Consider the following 13,794-nt stretch of genomic DNA (forward strand, 5'->3'; position numbering starts at 1 on the left):
AGCGGTGCCGACAGCAGTGGTGACAGGGGCAGGCAGAGGTATCGGCCGGGCCATTGCGGAACGACTCGCGGCCGGCGGTGCCGACGTCGTCGTGGTGGACATCGACCCTGCTGCCGCCGCCGCCGTGGCCTCCGCGATCGGCGCCCGGGCGGTCGCCTGCGATGTCACCGCGGAGGGTTCGGTGGCCGCGCTGGCCGACCAGCTCGGCGAGATCGACGTCCTTGTCAACAATGCCGGTATCTGGCGGTCGAACACCCTGGCCGACAGCACCGTCGCCGACGTCGAGGCGGTGCTGCGGGTCAATGTGCTGGGCAGCTGGCTGGTCACCCGGGCGCTGATCGGCAACTTCGCACCCCGCGGGGGTGCCATCGTGAACCTGACGTCGGTGCTCGCCGAACTCGGCGGCGCCGGGCGCGGGATCTACCCGGCATCGAAAGCCGCGCTCGTCGCACTCACCAAACAGATGGCGACCGAGTATGCGCCACAACGTATCCGGGTCAACGCCGTGGGTCCCGGCCTGGTCCTCACCCACGGCACTGCGGGCGAGTTCGCCGACCCGGGACTGCGCTCGGCCATCGGTGACTCCATGCCGCTGGGCCGCATCGGCGAGCCCGCGGACGTCGCGGCGGCGGTGGCCTTCCTGGCATCGGCGGACGCCGGCTACATCACCGGGCAGGTGCTCTATGTGGACGGGGGCTGGGGCATCAACGGATCGGCGTTCATCGGCACCGCCGTGGAGCAGTACATCGCAGGACTGGCCGCACAACCCATGACCGAGGAGGCACGGTGACACAGACGACGGGGCGCACGGACAAGCCCGGAGAGGCGCGATCGTCGGGTCCGACCGTGCAGAGCCTGCTGGCCGGTGACACCCGTGACGTCCCGGCGCCGCTGCTGGAGGAATCCTATGAATTCCTCGGGTCCGCCGACATCGACAAGGACCGCTACATCAGCGCCGAGTTCCACCGGCTCGAGGTGGAGCGGATGTGGAAGAAGGTCTGGCAATTCGCGTGTCGCGAGGAGGACATCCCGGAACCGGGCGACTACTACGTCTACGACCTGGCCGACATGTCGCTGGTCGTGGTGCGCACCGCCGCCGGCGAGATCAAGGCCTTCCACAATTCCTGCCTGCACCGCGGCACCCGGTTGTGCGACGAGGCCGGACGTGCCAACCAGTTGCGCTGTCCCTTCCACGGTTTCACCTGGAGCCTGGAGGGTGCGCTGACCAATGTGCCGGGGCGGTGGGACTTCCCGCACGTCGACGATGCGGCCTTCGCGCTGCCGCAGGCGCAGACCGGGGTCTGGGCCGGGTTCGTCTTCGTCAATCCCGATCCCGACGCCGCGCCACTCGCGGACTACCTGGGCGATCTGGAGAAGCACTTCGCCCCGTTCAATCTGGCGGACCGCTTCAAGGCCATCCACGTCGCGAAGATCATCGACTGCAACTGGAAGGTCGGGATGGAGGCGTTCCTGGAGTCCTACCACGTGATCGCCACGCACCCGCAGCTGTTGGAGTATCTCGGCGACGCCAACACCCAATACGACGTATACACCCGCAGCGACGGTCTGCCCGGGTTCAACCGGATGATCACCCCGCAGGCCACCAGCAGCCCGCACCTGGAGCCGCTGGAGCCGCAGGACGTTCTCGACGCGATGTTCCGGGACTTCTTCCCGGAGGGAGTCGGCGCGTTCGAGGTCCCCGACGGCGAGTCCGCACGTCCCATCGTCGCCGCGGCGATGCGGGACAACCTCGCCCAGACCACCGGTGCCGACCTGTCCGCCACCTCCGACTCGGAGATCCTGGACGCGATCCAGTACTTCGTCTTCCCCAACATGGTGCCGTGGGCCGGGGTCGGGGCCCCGCTGACCTACCGGTTCCGGCCCTACGGCAACGACCCCGACCGGTGCATCTTCGACATCATGATGCTGATCCCGCTGCCGGCGGGCGTACCCAAACCCAAGACGGCCCCGCCGCACTGGCTGAGCACCGACGAGGACTACAACGCCGCGCCGGAACTGGGTGGATTGTGCGCGGTGTTCAATCAAGACCTGGCAAATCTGCCCAAGGTCCAGCGCGGTCTGCGATCGATGACCAAACCCGGTGTCACACTGGCCAATTACCAGGAGGTCCGGATCCGCCAGTTCCATCAGGATCTGGATCGCTACGTCGCCGATGACGACTGAGACGTACACGGGCGTCCCGCCCGCCGCGTGGCTGCGCAATGATGGCGGGATGAGCGAAACAACCAGTTCAAGATCAGGTCCCGGCCGTCCGGCCGGCACGGACAGCGGGGACACCCGGCAGCGGGTGCTCGCCGCCGCCTGCCAGTGTTTCGCGCAGCACGGGTACGGCCCCGCGACGAACAATCTGATCGCGGAGATGGCCGGCGTGACCGCCGGTTCGCTGCATTACCACTTCGGCTCCAAGAGCAAACTCTTCGAAGCCGTCTGTGAGTACGTGTACGGCAGGATCATCGCGCGCTCGGTGGAGGCGCTGGCCGGCCCGCACTCGGTCCGCGGCCTGCTCCGTGCGGTGCTCGCGGAATCGATGCGGATCAACCACGAATCGCCGGAGTTGGCCGGATTCGTGGCGACCGCGCCCATCGACGCGCGGCGCCACCCGGAACTGTCCGAGGCCTTCGCCAAACAGGCCGAGGCCATGGCCCGCACCCTGGGCGAGGCCGTGACCGCCGGCCAGCACTCCGGCCTGATCCCGGAGAACCTGGACCCACTGGCCGTTGCGGGGATGATCAGCGCGATCGTCGACGGCTTCGCGCACGCCGCGGCCAACACCGATGTCACCGTCATGGATCAGATGATCGATCTGTTCGGCGGGCTGCTGCTCGAGTCGGACGACATCCCGTAGCCGATGACGCCCGGTAACCCATGACGGCCGGCCTGGAACCCGACTGCGCGGCGACGATCGCCCGGCTGCGGCACACCTTCGACAGTGGGCGCACCCTCGATGTCGACTGGCGCCGCACCCAACTACGGGGGCTGGCCGCCATGGTGGTCGACAATGCCGACGCCATCGTGGACGCGGTGTCGGCAGACCTGCGCAGGGCACCGTTCGAGACCTGGATGGCCGAGATCCTGGCCACGGCGAACGAGGCCCGCCACGCGGCGCGCAATGTGCGGAGGTGGACGCGGCGCAGGTTCCGGCTGCTGGAATGGACCCAGCTGCCGGGGCGGGCCTGGATTCAGTACGAGCCCTACGGGACGGTGCTGGTCATCGGCCCGTGGAACGTCCCCTTCCAGCTCACCCTGACCCCGGTGATCGGGGCGATCGCGGCGGGAAACACCGTGGTGATCAAGCCATCCGAACTCGCGCCCGCGTCCTCTCGGTTGCTGGCCGAGATGGTGCCGCGCTACCTCGATCCCGACGCGGTGGCGGTGGTGGAGGGCGACGGCGCCATCACCCAGGAGCTGATCGCTCACGGTCTGGACCGGGTGCTGTTCACCGGGGGCACCGCGGTCGGTCACAAGATCATGGCCGCCGCGTCCGGTCACCTGACCCCGGTCACCCTCGAGTTGGGCGGTAAGAGCCCGGTGATCGTCGCGGAGGACGCCGACGTGAAGACCGCGGCGCGCCGGATCGCCTGGATCAAGCTGATGAACTCCGGTCAGATCTGTGTCGCCCCGGATTATGTGCTGGCGCACGCGACCGTGCGTGACCGGTTGATCGACGAGTTCCGCGCCGCCATATCCGAATTCCGGGCCGGTGCGCGGGCCGGGCTGCCGATCGTCAACGGGAGCCAGTTCGACCGGCTGGCGGGCGCGCTGGCCGCGACCCGTGGCGACATCGTGGTCGGTGGCGGCGTCGATGCGCAGCGCCTCGAGATCGAACCCACCGTGGTCATCGACCCCGCCGAGGATGAGCCGCTGATGACCGAGGAGATCTTCGGCCCGGTGCTGCCGGTGCTGACCGTGGAATCCGTGCAGCAGGCGGTCGGTTTCGTCCGTCAGCGACCCAAACCGCTTGCGGTATACCTGTTCACCCGATCGGCGGCGACCCGTGAGCTGGTCGTGCGACGAGTACCCGCCGGCGGCATGGTGGTCAATCAGCTACTGATGCAGGTGGCGACGGCGAAGATGCCGTTCGGTGGGGTGGGGCCGTCCGGGATGGGCGCCTACCACGGGCGGTTCGGGTTCGAGGAGTTCAGTCACCGTAAATCGGTGCTGACCAAGCCGACTCGTCCCGATCTTTCGTCGCTGTTCTATCCGCCGTACACGGACAAGGGATTACGTCTGTTGCGCCGGATGACCTGACGAATCGTGTTCAGCCACATGTGAGGAGACGTTCTATGGATGCCACCCTGGTGCGGGAGAGCCCGTTTCTGACCGGGCATCATCAGCCCAACCGGATGGAGGTCGACGCCCCGGATCTGGTGATCCGCGGCCGACTGCCCGATGACCTGGCCGGGGTGTTCTACCGCAACGGCGCCGAACCGCTGTATCCGCCGACCGACGAGGACTACCACTGGTTCGACGGCGACGGCATGGTCTACGCGTTCTTCATCTCCGACGGCCGGGTGTCCATGCGCAACCGCTGGGTACGCACCGACAAGTTCCTGCTCGAACAGGGGGAGGGGCGCCGACTGTTCGGGGTGCTGGGCAACCCGATGACCGCGGACCCCAAGTCGCACGGCACCCGGTACAACACCGCCAACACCAACGTCATCATCCACGGCGGCAAGCTGCTGGCCCTGATGGAAGGTGCGCCGCCGGTCGCGCTGGACCCGCGCACCCTGGACACGCTGGGGGAGGAGACCTACGGCGGGCTGATCACCACCACCTTCTCCGCGCATCCCAAGGTCGATTACAGCACCGGGGAACTGATCAACATCGGCAACGCGGTGCACGGCCTGGGCGGTGAGGCGGTGATCCGTTATGACGTCCTCGATTTCGACGGTGCGCCGGTGGTCACCGAGCTGATCCCGGTGCCGCACATGACGATGCTGCACACCTTCTTCGTCACCGAGAACTGGGTGGTGTTCCCGGTCATGCCGTTGGAGATCAGCCTGCAGCGGCTGCTCTCGGGCGGCCCGATGACGGCCTGGGTGCCGGACCGGCCGTCCAAGCTGGGTCTGATGCCACGCCGCGGTACCGCCGCCGACGTCCGCTGGATCGAGGTGGAGCCGCGGCACATGCTGCACGAGGCCAACGTGTGGGAGGACGAGCAGGGCCGGATCGTCGCCGACGTGGCCGCGGCCGAGGGCACCGCGCTGTTCCCCGACGTGAACGGGAACCGGGCCGGCCACGCCGAGACCCGGCAGAGCCTGCGGCGCTGGACCATCGACCCGAAGGCGAAGTCCGACAGTCTCAACGAGGAGATCGTCAACGACCGCGACATCCAGTTCCCGCGCCCGGATGACCGCCTGATGGCGCGGCGCAGCCGGCAGGCGTTCGCCAACAGCAATCTGAACTCGCACGACGGCCGGGTGGAGGGGATGGACTCGGCGCTGCGGGTGGACACCGCCACCGGCGCCGAGGATCTCTACCACTTCGGGGCCGGCACCGCGGTCGGTGAACTGATCTTCGCCCCGCGCATCGGCAGCACCCATGAACTCGACGGCTACGCCCTGACCTTGGTGCACCGCAAGGACTCGCCGGAAAGTGAGCTCGCGGTGTTCGACGCGGCCAACATCGCGGACGGCCCGATCGCCACCGCGGTCATCCCGTTCCGGATTCCCAGTGGCTTCCACTGCAACTACTACAGCGTGGACGGCCCGCTGTACCGGCAGGCGTTCGGGACCGCTTAGCCGAACAACTCGCCGTATCGGGCCATCAGGGCGGGGATGTCATCGTCGATGGTCAGGTCCAGCGAACCGAACATCCTGGCGAGGGTGTCGTAGCCGCCGACGGTGAAGATCAGATCCAGCAGTTGTCTGGTGTCCAAGTCGGCGGAAAGCGTCTGCCAGGTCGCCGTGCTGATCGCGCCGGGATCGATGAGTTCGTCCACCGCGCGCAGCATGGCGGCCTCCAGCGGGCTCCAGAACGGGGCATCCGGTCCGTAGGCGATACGTCCGATCTCCTCGTCGGTCAGCCCCGCGTCACGTGCGACGAACAGATGCTGGGCCCACTCGTAACCGCACTTGCGTACCGCCGCGACGCGCATGACCAGTAGCTCGCGTTGCCGTTCGGTCAACGTCGTGCCCGACAACAAGTGGCCGTTGAAGGTGAAGTAGGCGCGGGCCAGATCGGGGTGGTGTGCCAGGGCGCCCAGCACGTGCAGCGCCTTGGGGCGGTCCTCGGTGGGCAACGGCTCGTGCCGAGGGTTGGGTGGGCGTAACGCGGCCAGCGCCTCCCGCATCTGCGGCGGAAACTCCCTGGGCCTCAGGGGTTCAATGCGTGCCATGTCAGTCGATGGTCCTTCCGAGGTTCACGCGATGGCCTCCTCGCCGACCAGGGTGGTGCGGTGCATCAGTCGGCGGGAGGTCGGTTCGTAGGGGATGGCGCGGTGCAGCATTCCGGTGTTGTCCCACACGACGAGGTCACCGACGGTCCACGTGTGGTGCAGGACGAATCGCGGCTGGGTCGACCAGTCGAGGATCATGTCGAGAATCGCGCGGCCGGCGGCGCGGTCCATTCCGACGATCTCGCCTGCTGTTGCGCCGATCAGCAAAGACTTTCGTCCGTCGGCGTGGGTCCAGACCAGCGGGTGTTCCCGCGAGGGTGCCCGGTGCCATTTGACGAGTTGCTCGGGCGTCGGGTCGGGTTCGAGCAGCAACTGGGAGGCGGCGACGCTGTGCACCACCCGGTAGCCGTCCAGCTCGGCTTTCTTCTCCGCCGGCAGCGCCTGGTAGGCGGCGTAGGTATTCGCGAACTCGGTGTCGCCACCGTCGTCGGCCACTTCACGCGCGGTCAGCAGGGTCGCCTTCTGTGGCACCGCATCGATCAGCCCGTCGGTGTGCCAGAAGATGGTGCTGCGACGTAGACCCGCCAACGCGCTCTTGGACGGGTCCATGGTGACCGGCGAGATCTCCGGGAAATCAGGATGGGCGCCGGCAGGAGCGATCACCACATCACCGAGCATCCGACTGAAGCTCACCAGGTCGGCATCGCTGATGTGGGCTTCGCGGTAGACGATCACGCCGTGAGCGGCCAGCAGCTGCCGGCAGTGGTCTGCGGTCTGTTCCCGGGTGAAGTCGTCGCTGGTCATACCGCGAACGTCGACACCGATCGATTCCGAGATGGGGGAGATGCTCACGCTCACGATGAAGCCCTTCTTGTTTGGGCGATCGCCTAACATCAGACTGGGCATATGCTTAGCACTCCAAAGTTGGGGTGGTCAAGGATGTGGCAGGCCACTGCGGCGGGCGGCGGCGAACGCGGGACAGGACCATGCGATGGCGAAACCGAACGAGGCCGGTAAACGGGACACGGGTACTCGCGAGAGAATCCTCGACGCCTGCGCGCACATCATGCTCACCGAGGGGTACGCCGCAGCCACGTCGCGTCGCGTTGCCGAGCAGGCCGGCGTGCAGCGGGCGCTGGTCTACTACTACTTTCCGGCCATGGACGAGCTGTATCTGGCCGTGTTGCGTCGCGGTACCGAGGCAACCATGGAAATGCAGCGCGCCGCATTGACCGCTGATCGTCCGCTGCATGCACTGTGGGACATGACAGTTGACCCCCGTGGTGTGGGTATTCTGACCGAGTTCATGGCGCTGGGAAACCATCGCGAGGAGATTCGCGCCGAACTCGCGGTCGGTGCCGAAAGGTTCCGCGAAGCCCAGGTGGCCGCGCTGACCCTCATCCTCCGCAACCGCTCCGGCGATGTCGCGGTGCCGCCGGATGTGGTGTCGATCCTCATCGCCGCGGTCGGCCGGCTGATCGTGCTGGAGGCCGCCATGGGCATCGCCACCGGGCACGCCAACACCATGGCACTCGTGCGCAAGCTGCTCGACGACTACGAGATGCCAGAGGCTGAATCCGCCGCAGGGTCATAGGGCCCGTGGGGCGGCCGCGTAATTAGGCGATTGCCTAATGCAGATCTGGGTTACCGCTTGAGCATCGCAGTTCAACCACGCCCGCCCGTTTTCAGGTGCCGTGCCAGGCGTTCAACGCCGGCTGAGCCGTTGACATGCAAAAGTGATCCCTGTTACTAATTAATTAGTTGACCGGCCAATAGATGGGGAGCGGATGACATCCACGGCAGATATCGGTCTCGGAACCGCCGAGCTGACGAAGATCTTCACCACCGCCACCCGGATCAAGGTGTGCGACGAGAAGTTCCGTTCGCTGATCCTGACCGGGCAGGTCAGCGCGCAGTATTACTCGCCACGCGGCCAGGAGATCGTCTCCGCGTCCATGGGGGCGGCCCTTCGGGAGAGCGACTACATGGTCACCACCTACCGCGGGCTGCACGATCAACTCGCCAAGGGTGTGCCGTTGCGCGAACTGTGGGCGGAGTTCTTCGGCCGGGCCACCGGAACCTGCAAGGGCAAGGGCGGACCCATGCACATCACCCACCCGGCCTCCGGGCTGATGGTCACCACCGGCATCGTCGGCAGCGGCCTGCCGATCGCCAACGGGCTGGCGCTGGCCTCTCAATTGCAGGGTACCGACCGGGTCACCGTGGTCAACTTCGGTGACGGCGCGACCAACATCGGCGCCTTCCACGAGGCGTGCAACCTCGCGGCGCTGTGGAAACTGCCGGTGGTATTCCTCTGCCACAACAACCGTTACGCCGAACACACCTCATTCGAGGACGGGACCAGCGTCGACCGGGTCGCCGACCGGGCGGCGGCGTACAAGATGCGCGGCGTGCGGGTCGACGGCAACGACCCGGTGGCCATGCACACCGCGGCGCGCGAGGCCGTCGCCCGGGCCCGTGCGGGTGAGGGACCGACCCTGCTGGAGGCCATGACGTTCCGGTTCTTCGGGCACCAGATGTCGGACCAGAACGAGTACATGAAGCCCGGCGAGTTGGAGTCGGAACGCGCCAACGATCCGGTGCTGCGCTTCCGGGCCGCTCTGATCGAGCAGCGGGTACTCACCGAACCCGAGATCGAAGCGATTGAGGCCCAGGCCAAGTCGGACGTCAAAGACGCCTTCGAGTTCGCCGAAGCCAGCCCGCTGCCCGAGTTGTCCGAATTGCTGACCGACGTCTACGAAGAGGTGTGACGATGACCGAGACCGTCCCGATGCTGGGATTCCAGGCCATCGGCAGTGCATTGGATGACGCCCTGTCCCGCGATCCGTCGGTGTTCCTGCTCGGTGAGGACATCGCCGACCCCAGCGGCGGCGTATTCAAGGTCTCCGCCGGGCTGTCCACCAAGTACGGCACCGACCGGGTACGGGCCACCCCGATCAGCGAGCAGGCCATCGTCGGGGCTGCCGTCGGCGCCGCCATCGCCGGCATGCGACCGGTCGCCGAGATCATGCTGATGGACTTCCTGGCCGTATGCCTGGACCAGGTCGCCAACCACGCCGCGAAACTGCGCTACATGTCGGGCGGTCAGACCACCGTGCCGCTGACCATCCGGTGCGCCGCGGGCGCCGGAATGCAGTTCGGCGCACAGCATTCGGAGATGCTCGAAGCCTGGCTCACGCACATTCCCGGTCTGAAGGTGGTGGTGCCGAGCAACCCGGCAGACGCCAAGGGGCTGCTCACCGCCGCGATCATGGACCCGGACCCGGTGATCGTGGTCGAGCAGAGCCTGCTGTACTTCGCACCGCCGCAGCCGGTGCCGGTCGGCCATCACGTGGTGCCCCTGGGATCAGCCGCCACGGTACGCCCGGGCAGTGACATCACCCTGATCAGCTACGGCCGCCAGGTGCACACCGCGCTGGCCGCGGCCGAGCAGCTCGCGCAGGAGTCGATCGAGGCCGAGGTCATCGACCTGCGTTCGCTGGTGCCGCTCGACGAGCGCACTGTACTGGAGTCGGTGGGACGCACCCGGCACGCCGTCGTGGTGCACGAGGCCGTGCGCCGCAACGGATTCGGTGCGGAACTGGCCGCTCTGATCACCGAGGCGCTGTTCGACGAACTCGGCGCGCCGGTGCTGCGGGTGGCGGGCGCCGACACTCCCATCCCGTACGCCAAGATCCTCGAGGATGCCTTCGTCCCCGGCACGGAGGCCGTCGTGTCGGCGGCCAAGAACGCACTGGCGCGGTCCCGCTCGGGTGCCGGGGTGAACGGGTAATCCGTGGTTGCGGGGATCGCCCAGCACGCGGCCCAGACTCCCGATGAGCACGCCGTCACCGACGGCGTCGTCACCTGGACCTGGTCCGAACTCAACGACCGGCTCAACCGTGCGGTGAACTGGCTGCTGGCCCAGGACATCCCGGCCGAGAGTCGGGTGGCGGTGGCCGGTGCGAACAGCGCCCACGTCGCGCTGGCGCACCTGGCCACCACCTATGCCGGACTCTCGGCCGTCCCGGTGAACTACCACCTGACCGCCGACGAGATCGGCTACATCGTGCGCGACGCCGAGGTGCACACCGTGCTGTGCAGCCCGGACGTCAAGGCGGCCGCCCAGGCCGGCGACGCACGGGTGGCGGTGTTGGACTGGGCCGACCTCGACACCGTCATCGCCGACGCTCCACCGGACGAACCACCTGCGGACCTGGCGCCGGCGAAGCCGCTCTACTACACCTCGGGCACCACCGGACTGCCCAAAGGGGTGGAGTTGCCCGACCAGATGTTCCCCGGCGGGGCATCGATGGTCGAGTTCGTCGAGCGGGTGGTCAACTCGCCGATCGGCAGCCCCGGAAAGCACCTCGTGGTCGCCCCCATGCACCACACCGGCCCGATGGCCGGGGTCCGCGGCATCATCGCCGGCCGGCCCCTGGTGATCCTGCCCCGGTTCGACCCGGAACAGGTCCTGGCCGCCATCGACCGCGAACGCGTCCAGGCCACCATGATGGTGCCGACGCACTTCTCCCGGCTGCTGCGGCTGCCCGCCGAGATCCGCGAGCGCTACGACGTCGCCGGCTTGCGCACCATCGTGCACACCGGGGCGGCCTGCCCCGTCGAGGTGAAACGCGCGATGATCGACTGGTTCGGCCCGATCCTGTTGGAGGCCTACGGATCCACCGAAGCCGGCACCGTGACGATGATCGACTCGACGGAATGGCTTGCGCACCCCGGGTCGGTGGGCCGGGCCATGCCCGGCTACGAACTGACCATCCGCACCGAGGACGGCGCGGTGCTGCCGGCCGGCACCCCGGGCCTGGTGTGCGTGCGGTCGACCACCGGCAACAACCCGCGCTACCACGGCGATCCGGAGAAGACCCGGCGCAGCTACGTCGCCGACGGTGTCTTCGCGCTCGGCGAGATCGGTTACCTCGACGAGGACGGCTACCTATACCTGACCGACCGGGCCTCGGACATGGTGGTCAGCGGCGGCGTCAACATCTACCCGGCCGAATCGGAGGCGGTACTGCGCACCCACCCGGCCGTGGTGGACGTCGCGGTCATCGGCATCCCGCACGAGGACCTGGGAGAGCAGCTGTGCGCGCTGGTGGTCACCAGCGATCCCGGTGTCGACCCGGCCGACCTGGTGTCCTGGACCCGGGACCGGCTGGCGCACTACAAATGCCCGAACCTGGTGCAGATCGTGGACTTCGAATTGCGCTCGGCGATGGGAAAACTCAACAAGCGGCAGCTGCGTGCGGACTACCTGGCCGGGGTGGCCGCCGCTGCGCCCGCGGTCGGGAGGCCATGATGGACACCGTCGAGCTCACCCGGGACGCCGTGCCCCCGATGTTCGCGTTCACCGACGAACACCAGGCGCTGCGCGAGGTGGTGCGAGCGCTGTTCTCCGACACCGACGATCCGGCGACCGGATGGCGGCGGCTGCTCGGTGAGATCGGTGCAGACGAGATCATCCTGGGCAGCACGGAATCCGATGACACGGGTTCACCCATCGACCTGGCCATCCTGGCGGAGGAGGCGGGCGCCGCGCTGTTCGGGGGGCCGTTGATCCCGACGGTGCTGGCCGGGCAGTTCGCGGCCGCCCTCGGCGACGCGGACCTGATCTCCGCGCTGCGCGACGGCACCCAGACTGTGGCGGCCACCCTCGGCGATGACAGCCCGGTGTGGCACGGCCCCGGTGCGCACCTGCTGCTGGTCCGCCGCGGCGGCTGGGTGGCCCTGTTCGACGCCACCGACCCGGACGTCGTCCTGACCCCGGTGGACGGGCTGGACCCGTCCCGGCCGCTGGCCCGCCACACCGTCGGCGCGGCCACCCCGATCGCACGTAGCGAGGGCGAGTCGACCGGCGCCGAGCACATCGTGTCGCTGGCCCTGTCCGCAGAACTGCTCGGGGTGGCCCAGCATGCGCTGGACGGCACCGTTCAGTATGTGGCGCAACGGGTTCAGTTCGGCCGCACCATCGGCTCCTTCCAGGCCGTCAAACATCGGCTCGTCGACCTGCTGGCCAAGGTCGAGCTGACCCGCTCGGCGGTCTACGGCGCGGCCTGGCAGTTGACCTCGGACCCGGGGGCGATCTCGACCGAGGTGGACCTCGCGGTGGCCGCGGCGCTGTCCCGCGACACCGCGCTCGCGGTCACCAAGGCCGCCATCCAGCTGCACGGCGGCATCGCCATCACCTACGAACACTGGGCGCACCGGTATTTCCGGCGGGCCCACGCGGTCACCGCGCTCACCGGCACTGCCGGCCGGTACCGCCGCCGACTGGCCGATCTCGTCGATCTGCGGGACGGTGCCCATGTCTGAGTTACGTACCGAAGTCGATACCTGGGTGCGGGAGAACCGGCCCAAGACAATGGATGTGGGGTCGGCACCGGCGTGGTTCACCACGCTGGGGGAACGCGGTTACACCGTCGCGCACTGGCCGCGTGAGCACGGCGGACTGGGTTACACCGAGGAACAGTCCGCGGTGGTGCGCTCGGTGCTGACCGAGCACGGTGTGGGCCTGCCCGACTACTACTTCGTGCCGCTGACCCTGATCGGCCCGGCCATCATGGCCTGGGGTACCGCCGAGCAGCAGCAGCGCTACCTGCCCGGCATCGTCCGCGGCGCCGATATGTGGTGCCAGCTGTTCAGTGAGCCCGGCGCCGGATCGGATCTGGCCAGCCTGGCCACCCGCGCGGTGCCCGAGGGCACCGGCTGGCGGGTGAACGGGCAGAAGGTGTGGAGCTCGTTCGCCGCCGAGTCCCGGTACGGAATGCTGCTGGCCCGCACCGATCCCGACAAACCGAAGAACGCCGGCATCACCTGCTTCCTGGTGGACATGACCGCACCGGGCGTGACGGTGCGGCCGTTGCGCCAGCTCACGGGCGAGGAACACTTCTGCGAGGTGTTCCTCCAGGACGTGCTGCTCGGTCCCGAGTCGGTGCTGGGGCCGGTCGACGACGGCTGGCGGGTGGCGATGAGCACCCTGAACGCCGAACGCTCCGGGCTGTCGGAGACCACGAGCGCCAGCGGCGTGCCACTGGGCCCGATGCTGGACCGGGCGCGGCGCTCCGGGAAATGGACGGACCCGGTGATCCGTGATCGGATGGCCGACCTGATCGCCGTGGAACGTGCACTGACACTGACAAATCAGCGTGCGTCCGGAGGGTCGATCACCAAACTGGTGCTCTCGGAGCTCTCCCAGCAGATCGCCGAGTTGGGATTCGAACTCGGCGGGGCAGAGGCCGCCCACTGGGCTGACACGGTGCCACCGGACACCCACGACCTGCTGGACAGCCGCCGGTTCACCATCGCCGGGGGCACCTCGGAGGTACAACGCAACATCGTCGGGGAGAAGGTGCTCGGGCTGGACCGCGAGATCGACCCCGGCCGGGGCAAGCCGTGGCGCGAACTGCGACGCAGTTGAG

13 protein-coding genes are annotated in these 13,794 nt (G+C 68.0%); 11 read left to right on the forward strand and 2 right to left on the reverse strand.

The genetic code is table 11. The annotated features are described in order from the left end of the window. The first annotated feature begins 4 nt into the window (after positions 1 to 4). From K0O62_RS06785 to K0O62_RS06805, 5 genes are read left to right on the forward strand one after another with little or no spacing between them, the layout of a single operon-like run. Entirely contained in the window at positions 5 to 790 is a 786-nt protein-coding gene (locus K0O62_RS06785) for an SDR family NAD(P)-dependent oxidoreductase (protein WP_079244266.1), read from the forward strand. Next, positions 787 to 2,184: an aromatic ring-hydroxylating oxygenase subunit alpha gene (locus K0O62_RS06790; RefSeq protein ID WP_073856422.1), complete on the forward strand. Its 1,398-nt coding sequence runs from the start codon at positions 787 to 789 to the stop codon at positions 2,182 to 2,184. Before K0O62_RS06785 ends, K0O62_RS06790 begins: the two co-directional genes overlap by 4 nt. A 49-nt stretch (positions 2,185 to 2,233) precedes the next feature. Next, positions 2,234 to 2,866: a TetR/AcrR family transcriptional regulator gene (locus K0O62_RS06795; RefSeq protein WP_073856423.1), complete on the forward strand. Its 633-nt coding sequence runs from the start codon at positions 2,234 to 2,236 to the stop codon at positions 2,864 to 2,866. A gap of 20 nt (positions 2,867 to 2,886) precedes the next feature. Next, the gene (locus K0O62_RS06800) at positions 2,887 to 4,269 is read left to right on the forward strand and encodes an aldehyde dehydrogenase family protein (protein WP_073856424.1); all 1,383 of its coding nucleotides are present in this window, start codon (positions 2,887 to 2,889) and stop codon (positions 4,267 to 4,269) included. A 35-nt stretch (positions 4,270 to 4,304) separates the two neighbouring features. Next, the gene (locus K0O62_RS06805) at positions 4,305 to 5,762 is read left to right on the forward strand and encodes a carotenoid oxygenase family protein (protein WP_083603706.1); all 1,458 of its coding nucleotides are present in this window, start codon (positions 4,305 to 4,307) and stop codon (positions 5,760 to 5,762) included. Here the strand turns inward: K0O62_RS06805 and K0O62_RS06810 are convergent. Together K0O62_RS06810 and K0O62_RS06815 are read right to left on the reverse strand one after the other, a co-directional pair. Next, positions 5,759 to 6,358 (reverse strand): carboxymuconolactone decarboxylase family protein, encoded by a 600-nt coding sequence (locus K0O62_RS06810; RefSeq protein WP_073856425.1) that lies wholly within the window; start codon positions 6,356 to 6,358, stop codon positions 5,759 to 5,761. The two genes, K0O62_RS06805 and K0O62_RS06810, sit on opposite strands and share 4 nt — an antisense overlap. A gap of 24 nt (positions 6,359 to 6,382) precedes the next feature. Continuing rightward, on the reverse strand, positions 6,383 to 7,216 hold the full coding sequence (locus tag K0O62_RS06815) for a TauD/TfdA dioxygenase family protein (RefSeq protein WP_073856426.1): 834 nt from the start codon (positions 7,214 to 7,216) through the stop codon (positions 6,383 to 6,385). A gap of 133 nt (positions 7,217 to 7,349) precedes the next feature. Here K0O62_RS06815 and K0O62_RS06820 point away from each other — a divergent pair, with 133 nt between their 5' ends. The 6 genes from K0O62_RS06820 to K0O62_RS06845 all read left to right on the forward strand — a co-directional run bounded on the left by K0O62_RS06820 (position 7,350) and on the right by K0O62_RS06845 (position 13,793). Beyond that, on the forward strand, positions 7,350 to 7,952 hold the full coding sequence (locus K0O62_RS06820; RefSeq protein WP_073856427.1) for a TetR/AcrR family transcriptional regulator: 603 nt from the start codon (positions 7,350 to 7,352) through the stop codon (positions 7,950 to 7,952). Between the two features lie 193 nt (positions 7,953 to 8,145). After that, the gene (locus tag K0O62_RS06825) at positions 8,146 to 9,129 is read left to right on the forward strand and encodes a thiamine pyrophosphate-dependent dehydrogenase E1 component subunit alpha (RefSeq protein WP_073856428.1); all 984 of its coding nucleotides are present in this window, start codon (positions 8,146 to 8,148) and stop codon (positions 9,127 to 9,129) included. Positions 9,130 to 9,131: 2 nt separating this feature from the next. Then, positions 9,132 to 10,151, forward strand: a complete 1,020-nt coding sequence (locus K0O62_RS06830) for an alpha-ketoacid dehydrogenase subunit beta (protein WP_073856429.1) — start codon at positions 9,132 to 9,134, stop codon at positions 10,149 to 10,151. Between the two features lie 3 nt (positions 10,152 to 10,154). Beyond that, positions 10,155 to 11,675 carry an AMP-binding protein gene (locus tag K0O62_RS06835; RefSeq protein ID WP_073856430.1) on the forward strand — a complete coding sequence of 507 codons (1,521 nt, stop codon included), beginning with the start codon at positions 10,155 to 10,157 and terminating at the stop codon, positions 11,673 to 11,675. Next, on the forward strand, positions 11,675 to 12,688 hold the full coding sequence (locus K0O62_RS06840; RefSeq protein ID WP_234800088.1) for an acyl-CoA dehydrogenase family protein: 1,014 nt from the start codon (positions 11,675 to 11,677) through the stop codon (positions 12,686 to 12,688). The genes K0O62_RS06835 and K0O62_RS06840 overlap by 1 nt, the downstream gene beginning before the upstream one ends. After that, a complete protein-coding gene (locus K0O62_RS06845; RefSeq protein ID WP_073856431.1) occupies positions 12,681 to 13,793 on the forward strand; it encodes an acyl-CoA dehydrogenase family protein in 1,113 nt (370 codons plus the stop codon). Before K0O62_RS06840 ends, K0O62_RS06845 begins: the two co-directional genes overlap by 8 nt. The last annotated feature ends 1 nt before the right edge of the window (position 13,794 follow it).

The sequence above is a fragment of the Mycolicibacterium diernhoferi genome, assembly GCF_019456655.1.
Classification (GTDB): Bacteria; Actinomycetota; Actinomycetes; order Mycobacteriales; family Mycobacteriaceae; genus Mycobacterium; species Mycobacterium diernhoferi.

Coding starts and splice junctions, on each gene's coding strand:
- K0O62_RS06795 (WP_073856423.1), top strand. CDS start 2,234: ATGAGCGAAACAACCAGTTCAAGATCAGGTCCCGGCCGTCCGGCCGGC.
- K0O62_RS06800 (WP_073856424.1), top strand. CDS start 2,887: ATGACGGCCGGCCTGGAACCCGACTGCGCGGCGACGATCGCCCGGCTG.
- K0O62_RS06805 (WP_083603706.1), top strand. CDS start 4,305: ATGGATGCCACCCTGGTGCGGGAGAGCCCGTTTCTGACCGGGCATCAT.
- K0O62_RS06810 (WP_073856425.1), bottom strand. CDS start 6,358: ATGGCACGCATTGAACCCCTGAGGCCCAGGGAGTTTCCGCCGCAGATG.
- K0O62_RS06820 (WP_073856427.1), top strand. CDS start 7,350: ATGGCGAAACCGAACGAGGCCGGTAAACGGGACACGGGTACTCGCGAG.
- K0O62_RS06825 (WP_073856428.1), top strand. CDS start 8,146: ATGACATCCACGGCAGATATCGGTCTCGGAACCGCCGAGCTGACGAAG.
- K0O62_RS06830 (WP_073856429.1), top strand. CDS start 9,132: ATGACCGAGACCGTCCCGATGCTGGGATTCCAGGCCATCGGCAGTGCA.
- K0O62_RS06840 (WP_234800088.1), top strand. CDS start 11,675: ATGGACACCGTCGAGCTCACCCGGGACGCCGTGCCCCCGATGTTCGCG.
- K0O62_RS06845 (WP_073856431.1), top strand. CDS start 12,681: ATGTCTGAGTTACGTACCGAAGTCGATACCTGGGTGCGGGAGAACCGG.